Source organism: Streptomyces sp. CLV115 (genome assembly GCF_038448545.1).
Lineage (GTDB): Bacteria > Actinomycetota > Actinomycetes > Streptomycetales > Streptomycetaceae > Streptomyces > Streptomyces sanglieri.
Map to the genome: position 1 here is coordinate 52,862 of NZ_JBCEWQ010000032.1, position 10,613 is coordinate 63,474.

A 10,613-nucleotide genomic window follows, 5' to 3' on the forward strand; every position below is an offset into this window, starting at 1 on the left:
GGCTCCGCGAAGCACCCGTGCGGCATCACGCGGAGCACCCGCGCGGCATCAGGAGAGGCGCAGCGGCACTCGCCAGCTGAGCCGGGTGCCGCCCTGCGCGGATTCCCCCACACTCATCTCCCCGCCGAGTTTCTCGGCGCGCCGTGCGAGGTTGTCGAGCCCGCTGCGGGAACCGCTGTGTCCGGTCATGCCCACACCGTTGTCGGACACGGTCAGGTTCACCTCGTCCTTTCCCACCACCAGCGAGATGTCCGCCGCGGTCGCCCGTGCGTGGCGGGCCACGTTGCTCAGTGCCTCGCCGAGCACCGCGATCACCTGCTCGGCGATCTCCGCGGGCACATCCGTGTCGATCAGCCCTCCCATGCGCAGCGACGGCTGGAAGCCCAGGGTCCGGGCGGCCTGCTCGACCGTGGCCGCCGTCCGGGCACGGAGACCCTGGCCGGCCCGGCCCGTGTCACTGGTGCGGAGTGCGAAGATGGTGGAACGGATGATCTTGATGGTCTCGTCCAGATCGTCCACCGCGCGCAACAGCCGTTCGCTCGCCTGTGGCTGTTCCACGAGCCGCACCACGCTCTGCAGGGTCATTCCGGTGGCGAACAGCCGTTGAATGGCCAGGTCGTGCAGGTCCCTGGCGATGCGGTCGCGTTCCTCAAGCAGTGCGATCTGCTCGGCGGACTCACGCCGTGCGGTGAGTTCCATCGCCAGCGCCGCCTGTCCGGCGAACACCAGCAGGGGCGCGGTCTCCGCATCGGTGAAGGCGGGACGGTCCCGTACCCGGGCCAGCAGCAGCACCCCGCGGGTCCGCTCCCCCGTGACCATCGGAACCGCGACAGCAGGGCCGAGCCCCGTCCACCGCGGCGGGCCCTCAAAGATCCTCGGATCATGTGCGACATCGAGACTGGTGATCGGCTCGCCCGCGTCCATGGCGGCGCCGAGGAACGATCGTGCTCGCGGCAGGACCAGACCGCGGTGCGTCTCGGCGTCCAGCCCGGCCGCCTGTGCCACACGGAGGCATTTGCCTTTCGCGGGCAGTGCCAGCAGTCCGAGATCCGCGGCGAGGATGTGCGAGGAGTGATCCACGATCATCTGCAGGACGTGTGCCTCGTCCGCTCCGCCGAGCAGAGCCGCGACGATCTCGCTGTTGGCTTCCTGCCAGCGCTGGCGGTCGCGCGTCTCCGCGTACAGACGGGCGTTCTCGATGGCTACTCCCGCCGCCACCGCGAGCGTCGACAGCACGGTTTCGTCCTCGGCGTCGAATGCCCGGCCGCCCCGCTTCTCGGTCAGGTACAGGTTGCCGAACACCTCGTCGCGAACCCGGACGGGAACACCCAGGAACGAGTGCATCGGGGGGTGGTTCGGCGGAAACCCGTAGGACGACGGATGCCCGGAGAGTTCCACCAGCCGCAACGGCTCGGGATGACGGATCAGCTCGCCGAGGATGCCGTGCCCCTCGGGCAGGGGGCCGATGGCTTCGCGCTGCTCCGCCGTGACGCCCACCGGCAGGAACTGTGTGAGCCGGGTTCCCTCACCGACCACTCCCAGGGCCCCGTACTCGGCATCGACCACGACGACCGCGGCCTCGACGATCCGACGCAGCACCTGGGGCAGGTCAAGGCCCCGGCCCACCGACATGACGGCGTCCAGCAGCAGGGCCGCCTCGGCCGGACCCCGCATCACGGCGTCCAGCCTCTCCTGGAGATCGCCCGGCAGTGTGCCCAGACGGCGGTGTGCCTCTCCGCAGTGGCCGGATCCGTTGTCGCCGTTGTCGCCCACCGTGCCTCCAGTCGTGACCCACGTGGCGCGCCAAGTCGCACCTCTCACGGTAATGGCCTCACTGCGAGAAGCATCCGGTGGGCGGCAGTCATCGGCCTCGGGCCCTCCCTGCCGTGCGGCGCGCCGCAGCCCAGCGGTCACGAGCACGGCAGAGGTGCTGCGGACCACGTCGGGCGGGTCGGCTCACCGCCGATCCACGGGAGGGAGGAAGGTGGCCGCCAGGGCCCCCACGTTTGCCCGACGTGCCGTCCCCGTACCCGACATGCGTTCAGGCCGAAGCCGCTGAGCGCACCTCCTCGGCCATCCGTTTGTCGAGTGCCGTTCGGACCAGTCCTGCGGCCAGTCGTGGCAGTTCGGCGGCTTCCACGAGGGATGCCAGTGTCCTGGGAGACGTGGACAGCCCGAGCCGCTCCGCCCCGTCCAGGGCCTTGCGGTCCAGGTAGGGAGAGAACTCCGGCCACAGCGCCTGGACCTCTCGCAGGAAGATGTTCACCCCGGTGGGGCCGATGCCGGGGATCTCCCGCAGCAGCTTCTCGGGGTCCGTGCTCTCGCGCAGGCGGCGCAGGTCGCCCTTGTAGCGCTCCAGCAGTAGCTCTGCTCCGTCACCGAGTTGGGTGGAGGTCCGCTCGTCGTAGCGGCGGTAACCGCCCTCGCCCAGCGCGTCGACGCGCTGCTGCCAGGTCGCCTCCGCCATCCTCCGGGCATCACGCATCCCGGAGGTGAACAACGCGCGGGCCGCCGCCACCGCTGTGCCCGCCCGGATAGGGGCGGACAGCAGCAGCGAGAGGACCTGGAGCTGGTACAGCGGCGCAGGGGTGTTCCGCAGTTTGATGCCTGCCTGCGCGGCGTAGGTCTGGCCGTGTCGATCGAGCAGTGCCCGAACCACGGCCTCGTCCTTCTTGCCCATGACGCACCCACGTATCTTCCCGGGGAGCACGCGGCCCGCGGCGGGCCGGCGTCCGCCGGGTGGGCCATGACCATGACCGACGGACAGACCGAGTGTCCGGCCGGGGGGAGTCTGCCGTCCTGTCGGCACTCCCGCTGCCCTACCCGACAGTTTCAGCTTCGCGCCGCGGCGTGCAGCGTGCAAACCACGCCGCGCGCTGCTGACGATGCGACCGCCGGCCCTCCAGGAGCCCGGCACGCCCGAACAGACATGGCAGGCCTGGCCCGGTCTTCGCGCCCTTCCCGTCGTCGAACCGCTCGCCCGGCTGCCGTTCCGGCCGGATCGCCGCCCGCTGTCAGCGGCGCGTACGCCGTGCGGCCCACCCCGGATCGCACCGCTGCGGGAAAGAGAGCAGCGTGAACCCCATGGGAACCCTCATCGCCCGTATCACCGCCGCCGCGCGCTCGGACGGCGATGACCGCCTGGGCATCCGAACGCTGAAGGTGCTCGACGCCGTGAGTGGTGCCGAGGAGCTCGACGCGGTCACCGAACCGCTGAAGCGCGCCGTCCAGGGCCTGCCGTTGGGGCGGCTGCGCGGTGTGCTGCACGGTCGTCCCCTGGGCCACCCACTGCATCCGGCCCTGGTCCAGATTCCGGTCGGCGCGTGGATCGCCGCGGGCGTTCTCGACCTCGTGCCGGGCTCGGAGCGCGCCGCGCGCCTGCTCGTCGCGGTCGGCGTCGTCAGCGCCGCCCCGGCGGCGTGGACCGGCTGGGTCGACTGGGCAGAGCAGCACGAGCAGCAGATGCGCACCGGTCTGCTGCACGCCGCCTCGATCGCCGCCGCAGTGGGCCTGTACGGCGCGTCCTGGACCGCCCGATCGCGCCACCGGGGCGGGCTGGGGCGCGTGCTGGGCTTCGCCGGGCTGGCCGCGGTCGGTACAGGAGCCGCGCTCGGCGGCCACCTCGCCTACCGGCAGGCCGCGGGCGCGAACAAGACGGAGGCGGTTCCCCACCTGGTGGAACCCGGTTGGCACACGCTCGGGCGCCCCGAGGAGTTCGCCACCGGTACGGGGGTGCGCCGGATGGTGGGCGAGGTGCCGGTACTGGTGGTGAGGGAGTCCGACGACGTCTTCCACGTCCTGGCCGACCGGTGCAGCCACTTCTCCGGCCCTCTCTCGCAAGGCGAGGTCGCCGATGGCTGCGTGACGTGCCCGTGGCACGGCAGCGTCTTCCGGCTCTCGGACGGCTGGAACGTGGGCGGCCCGGCCACCGCCCCGCAGCCGGCCTTCGACACCCGCACAGACGACGAGGGCAATCTTCAGACGCGCCTGCCCGGAGCCGGCTGAGCGGCCCCGCGCCGACCTGACGGCCCGTGCCGCCCTGGTGATCCGGTGCGAACCGGTGTGTCCGCAGCGATCCAGCACGATTGGTCCGGCGCTCGGGAAGGCGTGTGCGAACCGTTCTTTCCCGACCGTTGGGAGCACCCCGTGGCAGGCGACCGCTTCGTGATCGGCGTGACCCGGATCCGGGACGAGGCCCGGCAGAAGACGACCGAAGGCGTGGTGCCCAGCACGTACGGTCCTGGAAGCCGAGAAGGTGGTCGCCGTCCTCAATGACGTGGTCGCCACCGAGGTCGTGTGTCGGCTGCGATACACCCGGCACGCGATCTCCGCCACGGGCATCGACCGCGCACAGGTGGTGGCCGAGTTCACCGAGCATGCCGCCGAGGAGATGCAGCCATCGAAGAAATCGAAGGCATGCACGTCCACGGCCGGAAGGGCTTCTGCGGCCCGGGGCGGCGCGGCCGACCTCGACGCGCTGCTGGCAGGAGGCGACCGCGCAGGGGCCGGTACGCGGTCGCGGTGGCCCTCATGCCCGCCATCGCGGTGACCGCGTGGCTGCTCGCCGGGCGGCCGGGCTGGTCGCCGCGGAGATGCTCGCCCCCTACCCGCCGGGGAGCCCCGTCGCGCTGCCGGGCGAGCGCCTGAACCGTGCCGTACCGGAGTACCTGCACAGCGGAGTCGGCGCCGGCATGCTGATCCCGGACGCAGCCGATTCCGAACCGGGCAGCGTCCGCGTCGCCGTCGAGCGGTGAGGGGAGGGAGAGCCATCCGCCGGTGTCCGGCCGGTGAGCACCGTCAAGAGGCCGTCACGGTCCGCGTTGCGCAGCCGGCGCGCGGCGCGATTCGAGAGCGTCCTCGCCCGGCGCCCGGGGCATCGCCGGGGCCGGCAGCGCCACCCGGCCCGGCGCCTTCCGGCGAGACCGGTCACAGCGACGGCCGGTGCCGCCTCGTAGGCTGCAACCATGACTGACACCCAGACCCCGGCCCCGACGCCCCGCGACGCCTTTGACCTGCTGCTGGCCGGTAACCAGCGCTTCGTCTCCGGTGCCTCCGAGCACCCGAACCAGGACGCCACCCGCCGTACCGAGATCGCCCCCTCCCAGCAACCCTTTGCCGTGCTGTTCGGGTGCTCCGACTCCCGGCTGGCCGCCGAGATCATCTTCGACCGCGGTCTGGGCGACCTGTTCGTGGTCCGCACCGCCGGGCACGTCGCCGGTACGGAAGTACTCGGAAGCATCGAGTTCGGCGTGAGCGTCCTCAACGCGCCCCTGGTCGTCGTCCTCGGCCACGACTCGTGCGGCGCCGTCGCCGCAGCCTGCTCCGCCCTGGAAGACGGAAAGACGCCGGGCGGCTTCGTCCGTGATGTCGTCGAGCGAGTGACCCCGAGCGTGTTGGCTGCCCGCGCCGCAGGACGCGAAACGGCCGAGGAAATCCTGGCCGAGCACATCGAGAACACGGTGGACCTGCTGCTCGAACGCTCCCGCGTCATGGCCGAGCGGGTCGCCGCCGGCCGCCTCGGCGTGGTCGGGCTGTCCTACCGGCTGGCCGACGGCAGTGCACAGCTCGTTGCCGCCCGCGGCCTCGACACGGCGGTCCCCGCCGCGTCCTGACCGTCCCGGCCGCGGCCCGTTCGCCGCGAGGGCCGGGCCCCGCAGCCCGGTTGGCGATCATCAGCCCGGCCTCTCCTCCGGCGGCAGGGGCGGAGTGCGTTGTTCCTCTCGCAGGGGATTGTCCCCGTCGGGGTCGCGTGCTCGACCGGCCCGGCGCAGGGGTGGGAGGCCGTGGTCGACGAGTGGGCCGACGCTCAGCCCCTCGGCCCGGAGGCCGCTGACCAAGTCCGGCAGCATCGCCAGTGCGGGCCGCCAGCGGCCGGATCCCGACAGGTCGGCATCGTGGAGAAGGACCGTGCCGCCGCCCCGGAGTCCGCTGCGCACGGTCGCCAGGACTCCCTCGGGGGTCGCGCCCTCGGTCCAGTCCCGGCCCCAGGCCGACCACAGCACCGGTCTCAGGCCTGCGCGCAGGGCCGCGGTCCAGCGGCCACCGGTCAGGATTCCGTAGGGGGGCCGGTACCACAACGGCCGGACGCCGGAGATCCTCTGTACCGCCTCGGCGGCGCGCGAGACCTCGCGTGTGTCGCGTACGACGGTGGGAAGCCATGGGCGGCTGTGTGTCCATCCGTGAACGGCGAGTTCGTGTCCGCGGCCGACGATGTCGCGGCCGAGCTCAGGATGGCGCAGGAGACTTTCCCCGAGTACGAAGAACGTGGCGCGTGCGGACAGCTGGTCCAGCATGCGCAGGAAGTGCGGGGTGGAGCGGGGATCCGGGCCGTCGTCGAAGGTCAGGGCAATGTGGCGGGGGTGTCCGAGGCCGGCCAGGGCGGGGAGGCATCTGCGCCGTGGACCAGGCAGCCAGGTGCCGGCGGGGGCGACATGCGCGGTCAGCGCCAGCGCTGAAGCGGCCAGGGGGACACGGAGCGCAGGGGGGAGTCTCGTGGGCCGGTTGTTCATCAAGATTCCGTGCCTCCGTCGTTGTCGGCCGTCGGTTGCGGTCGGGCCCGGGTGGTCGGGTTGTCGTTTCCTCTCGTCGAGTCCCAGTGGCCCGCGACCGCCGGGGAGAGCGACAGCCCCACCGTTCCGGCGGCCATCAGGCAGGCACCGAGCGTGGTGGGCAGCAGACGAACGCCCAGCGCGATCCGTTCATCGAACAGTGTCTTCCCCAGCAACACACCCACCAGCGCATCCCCCAGGGTGAGCGCCGGCTGGGAGGCAGCGAGTGTCCCGGCACGCAGCGTGCCCTGGAGCAGCAGCAGACTCAGCAGACCGGCACCGCACATCGCGTACAGGTACGCCGTGGCGAAGACCGCGGCCACACCCTCCGGGATCCGGCCCGTGACCTCCTTGATCAGAGCAGCCGTGCATGCGAAGGAGATGGCGGTGGCACAGCCCAGGACCGCGGCGCGGGCGGCGCCGTCGAGGGTCCGGGCGAGCAGGGTCAGCGCGGTCATGGCCGTCGCGGCGGAGATGCCGACAGCCCGCCAGGTGCCGGCCTGTCCCGTTGCCTCACCCCCCGAGGGGCCCGCGGCGACCAGGAAGAGTCCCAGTCCCATGGCAAGCAGCAGGAACGACGTCCAGGTCCTGCCGTCCGGGCGGTGGTGGAAGACCGCGGTGCCGAGCAACAGCGTGAAGAGGAGTTCGCTCGCCATCAGCGGCTGGACCACGGACAGGCTGCCGACCGCCAGCGCGCCCGTCTGGAAGGCGGCGGACAGCCCGAGCGCCGACGCACCTGCCAGCCAGACAGGGCGGCGTACCAGTTGTGACAGTCGGCGTGTCGCCTGCCGCGCATCCGGTCTGCTGCCCGCTCCTTCGAACTCCACCTGCTCCATGGCGGCCCGCCGTTGCAGTACGGATGCGGCGCCGTTGGCGAGGGCTGCCGACAGCGCCAGCGTCACGGCGAGAAGGTTCATGTCGCTGTTCAGCCGAAGCGGGTGGCGAGCCGGTGATAGAGCCCGGGGGCAACGGCGCGCACGCATCCCGGCAGACGCAGCCAGCCGGGGACGAACACCTCGTCGCGGCCCGCCACGACGGCGTCCCAGACCGCGTCCGCGACGCGTTCGGGCGGCATGGGCCGGGGCCACGACCGGGTGTAGGGCACTCCGCGGCGTTCGAAGAACGGAGTGTCCACCACTGCGGGGACCAGATGGGTGATGCGTACTCCGGTTCCCCTCAGTTCGTAGCGCAGAGCATCGGCGAAGGCGGCAAAGGCCGCCTTCGCCGCCGAGTACACCGCCTCGCCGCGCACACCTGCGGATCCCGCCACCGATCCGATCAGCACGATGTGCCCGCGCCCCGCTGCCAGCATGTGCGGCAGCAGGAGCCGTACCAAATGGACGACGGAGACCAGATCCACGGTGAGGACCCGGTCGGCGGCGGCAGCCGGCATGGAACGGAAGGAGCCGGCCCATCCGACGCCCGCCGCGGCCACGAGCAGGTCGACCCGGCCGGCGTGGTCGAGGGATTCCTCGACCAGTCGCTCGGTACTGCCGGTCGACACCAGGTCCGCGTAGAGAGCCGTCGAGCATGTCGTCGTCGCCACGTCGGCCAGCCGCTCGCGGTCACGGCCGGCGACCAGGAGCCGCCACCCGCCTTCGGCCGCGATCCGGCGTGCGACCGCGGCGCCGATACCCGAGGAGGCCCCTGTCACCAGGGCCACTCCTGCCCGGGCGCCCCTGCCGTCCGACGCATCACCGCCGGGCACGCCGCGATGAGCGATCCCAGGAGCACGTGACATGGCCTTTCTCCTGTCCCAAGCACGGTACGGCTGTCTCAAGCACGGAACGACGCGGTGTCGCGGCCCCTCACGCATTCACAACGGCGGGGCATCGCGCCGCCACGTCGGGTTAGGAGTAGCCCGGACGGGCGTCGGTAAACCGCCGGGGCCCATGCCTCACTGCACCGCACCGCTCGCACCCACAGAATGGAAGAGCCGGGTTCCGTGTCCCTTCCGGCAAATGCTCCGAATGCTCGGACGAGGTGGTCATGTACCTGTTGGTCACGCGGCCGAGCCTCCGGCCGCGCATCGAGTCCTCGGACGGTCGGGGGTGGTTCCGCTGCGACGGATGAAGGCGCCTTCGGCGCTGCCCGCTCCGGACGGCGGCAATGGACTCGGGGGGCCGGTGGCTGCCCCCTCCTGTGCCAGCGCCCGGACGAGGGGTAACGCGGGATGAGCACGGCGCCCGGACGCTTCCTCATCCTGAGCGCAGGCATGGGTTCCGGTCACCACGCGGTGGCCGCCGAATTGGCCCGTCGGCTGGAGGCCGGCGGAGGGCTGACGACGACGGTCGACGTCCTTGATCTGCTGCCCACCGGTATCGGCAGTGGACTGCGCTCCTTCTACCGGTCGGTGATCTGCCGCGCGCCCCTGGTCTATGCCGGTCTGTACGCGGCGTTCTTCCGCGCCGGGGCCGGCCCCCGCCCCGGGAGCGCCCCCCTGGCCGCCCTCGCGGAGCGAAGACTGCTGATGCTCGTCGCGCAACAACGACCGGACGTGGTTGTCCCCGTCTTCCATCTTGCCGCTCAGCTCACCGGCAGGCTCCGCTCGCGCGGCGCGCTTCAGGTCCCGAGCGCCGTCGTCATCACCGATTTCGCGGTTCACCGCCAATGGATGCACCCTGGCAACGACCTCCATCTGTGTCTCACACCCGACGTCGCGCATCAGGTACAGCGAGCGGTACGGCGCCCGGCCGTCGCCTCCGGCGCCCTGGTGGCCACCCGGTTCCACGCCCCGGCTCCGACGGCGGCGGACCGGCAGCAACGCTTCGACCCGCCGGACCGTCCGCCGGTGCTGATCTCGACGGGGGCCTGGGGCGCCGGCGCCCACCTGGGGCAGACCACACGGTGGGTGGCTTCGGCGGGCTACCGACCGGTCGTGCTCTGCGGTACGAACACGCGCCTGCGCCGGGAACTGTCACACATCGCCCATGCCGATGCCAGAGGCTGGGTCGACGACATGCCGGGACTCATGACGGCCTCCCGCGCACTCATCGACAACGCGGCGGGGCAAACGGCACTCGAAGCGATGGCCGTCGGATTGCCGGTTGTCAGCTATCGGCCCATTCCGGGGCATGGCAGAGAGGGCGCCAGACGGATGGCCGAGCACGGCATCACCGAATACGCGCCGGACCCATGGGCCCTGATCCGGGCCCTGGACCAACTGACCGCTCCGGGCCCGGCGCGCGAGGCCCGCATCACCACGGCCCGCAGCCTGTTCTCCGGCGCGGGCGTGCGTCCTCTCGAAGCCCTGCTCCGACAGGGCTGAACGGCAACCCCCGGTGACAAATGCCAACCGGGCAGTCGACTGCGCGGCCTCGCTGCGGTGCTGTGCCATGGCCCACCTGGTGCCCACCCGCCTGGTCCTCGTCGACGCCCGCCGGACACCGGGACGGCCACAACCTGATTTCCCCTGTTCCCGGCCTCTCCACCGCTGCCGATACCCGGCACACGCTCAGGCCACCCGACGGGGGCGCGGGGCGGACTCCTCAAGGGTCAACCGCGTGTCCTGGACACGCATTCGGCCACCGCGTCACGAAGGCTTCCGGTGCGAGCGAACAGTTCCCGTTGGGTCTGTGCCCCGGTCCCCCGCTCCAGCACGTGCGTGAGCGCCTTCTCCGCCGCGGCGAAGTCGTGACTGTCCTCCAGCGCATTGGGAACGTGCGCGAGCAGGGCCCGGACGACATCGGCCGCGGGCTCGGGGCGCATGGTGCGGGGGTGGAGCAGTCGCCCCTCCAGTCCCGACCGGCCGGCCTGCCAGGCAGCCATGCGCAGGACGGCCACTCCCGCCGGATCCGGTGGATCAGCGGCACGCCACTCGCGTGCCGCGGTCTCGACGACGCCTCGGGCGAGCGTGGCGAGCAGCACCGTGTCGGCCGGGTCGAGGCACACGTCCGCCACTCTGATCTAAGGGCTGTCCCGCAATTCCTGGCGGGCGTGCGGCGTCAGCTACGGCACCTCGCCGCGTTGTCGGAACGTCCACATACATCCAGTATGTGGACGTCCCTCCGCCTTGCGATGCACCGCATCTGACGCCGCACGCTGTTCCACCAGGAATTGCGGGAC

The 10,613-nt window shown here is 71.8% G+C and carries 10 protein-coding genes and 1 pseudogene; 5 read left to right on the forward strand and 6 right to left on the reverse strand.

The features are described 5' to 3' along the window. Positions 1-48: 48 nt before the first annotated feature. Positions 49-1,674, reverse strand: a complete 1,626-nt coding sequence (locus AADR41_RS14400) for a sensor histidine kinase (RefSeq protein WP_342281786.1) — start codon at positions 1,672-1,674, stop codon at positions 49-51. A 367-nt stretch (positions 1,675-2,041) separates the two neighbouring features. Then, positions 2,042-2,680, reverse strand: a complete 639-nt coding sequence (locus AADR41_RS14405; RefSeq protein ID WP_342281777.1) for an endonuclease — start codon at positions 2,678-2,680, stop codon at positions 2,042-2,044. Between the two features lie 404 nt (positions 2,681-3,084). Here AADR41_RS14405 and AADR41_RS14410 point away from each other — a divergent pair, with 404 nt between their 5' ends. The 4 genes from AADR41_RS14410 to AADR41_RS14425 all read left to right on the forward strand — a co-directional run bounded on the left by AADR41_RS14410 (position 3,085) and on the right by AADR41_RS14425 (position 5,612). After that, positions 3,085-4,005, forward strand: a complete 921-nt coding sequence (locus AADR41_RS14410) for a Rieske 2Fe-2S domain-containing protein (RefSeq protein ID WP_342281787.1) — start codon at positions 3,085-3,087, stop codon at positions 4,003-4,005. A gap of 250 nt (positions 4,006-4,255) precedes the next feature. Beyond that, complete coding sequence (locus AADR41_RS14415; protein ID WP_342281778.1) at positions 4,256-4,549, forward strand: hypothetical protein; 294 nt, start codon at positions 4,256-4,258, stop codon at positions 4,547-4,549. Between the two features lie 4 nt (positions 4,550-4,553). Continuing rightward, a complete protein-coding gene (locus AADR41_RS14420) occupies positions 4,554-4,754 on the forward strand; it encodes an Orn/Lys/Arg family decarboxylase (protein WP_446751040.1) in 201 nt (66 codons plus the stop codon). 210 nt (positions 4,755-4,964) lie between these two features. Then, on the forward strand, positions 4,965-5,612 hold the full coding sequence (locus tag AADR41_RS14425) for a carbonic anhydrase (RefSeq protein ID WP_342281779.1): 648 nt from the start codon (positions 4,965-4,967) through the stop codon (positions 5,610-5,612). A 60-nt stretch (positions 5,613-5,672) separates the two neighbouring features. On the opposite strand, the gene AADR41_RS14430 is transcribed toward AADR41_RS14425, so the two are convergent. The 3 genes from AADR41_RS14430 to AADR41_RS14440 are packed head-to-tail and all read right to left on the reverse strand — an operon-like array spanning position 5,673 to position 8,289. Next, positions 5,673-6,509: a polysaccharide deacetylase family protein gene (locus tag AADR41_RS14430; RefSeq protein ID WP_342281780.1), complete on the reverse strand. Its 837-nt coding sequence runs from the start codon at positions 6,507-6,509 to the stop codon at positions 5,673-5,675. Beyond that, positions 6,509-7,465: a DMT family transporter gene (locus AADR41_RS14435; RefSeq protein ID WP_342281781.1), complete on the reverse strand. Its 957-nt coding sequence runs from the start codon at positions 7,463-7,465 to the stop codon at positions 6,509-6,511. Before AADR41_RS14435 ends, AADR41_RS14430 begins: the two co-directional genes overlap by 1 nt. 8 nt (positions 7,466-7,473) lie before the next feature. Further along, the gene (locus tag AADR41_RS14440) at positions 7,474-8,289 is read right to left on the reverse strand and encodes an SDR family NAD(P)-dependent oxidoreductase (protein WP_342281782.1); all 816 of its coding nucleotides are present in this window, start codon (positions 8,287-8,289) and stop codon (positions 7,474-7,476) included. Positions 8,290-8,721: 432 nt separating this feature from the next. Between AADR41_RS14440 and AADR41_RS14445 the strand changes: the two genes are divergently transcribed. Then, entirely contained in the window at positions 8,722-9,816 is a 1,095-nt protein-coding gene (locus tag AADR41_RS14445) for an MGDG synthase family glycosyltransferase (protein WP_342281783.1), read from the forward strand. A gap of 227 nt (positions 9,817-10,043) precedes the next feature. On the opposite strand, the pseudogene AADR41_RS14450 reads toward AADR41_RS14445, so the two are convergent. Beyond that, positions 10,044-10,454, reverse strand: a pseudogene (locus AADR41_RS14450) (carboxylate--amine ligase); the annotation flags it as partial. Positions 10,455-10,613 lie beyond the last annotated feature (159 nt).

What these genes read in the sequence shown, in the direction of transcription:
- AADR41_RS14400 (WP_342281786.1), bottom strand. Translation starts at nt 1,674, where the DNA reads ATGCGGGGTCCGGCCGAGGCGGCCCTGCTGCTGGACGCCGTCATGTCG.
- AADR41_RS14405 (WP_342281777.1), bottom strand. Translation starts at nt 2,680, where the DNA reads ATGGGCAAGAAGGACGAGGCCGTGGTTCGGGCACTGCTCGATCGACAC.
- AADR41_RS14410 (WP_342281787.1), top strand. Translation starts at nt 3,085, where the DNA reads ATGGGAACCCTCATCGCCCGTATCACCGCCGCCGCGCGCTCGGACGGC.
- AADR41_RS14425 (WP_342281779.1), top strand. Translation starts at nt 4,965, where the DNA reads ATGACTGACACCCAGACCCCGGCCCCGACGCCCCGCGACGCCTTTGAC.
- AADR41_RS14430 (WP_342281780.1), bottom strand. Translation starts at nt 6,509, where the DNA reads ATGAACAACCGGCCCACGAGACTCCCCCCTGCGCTCCGTGTCCCCCTG.
- AADR41_RS14435 (WP_342281781.1), bottom strand. Translation starts at nt 7,465, where the DNA reads ATGAACCTTCTCGCCGTGACGCTGGCGCTGTCGGCAGCCCTCGCCAAC.
- AADR41_RS14440 (WP_342281782.1), bottom strand. Translation starts at nt 8,289, where the DNA reads ATGTCACGTGCTCCTGGGATCGCTCATCGCGGCGTGCCCGGCGGTGAT.
- AADR41_RS14445 (WP_342281783.1), top strand. Translation starts at nt 8,722, where the DNA reads ATGAGCACGGCGCCCGGACGCTTCCTCATCCTGAGCGCAGGCATGGGT.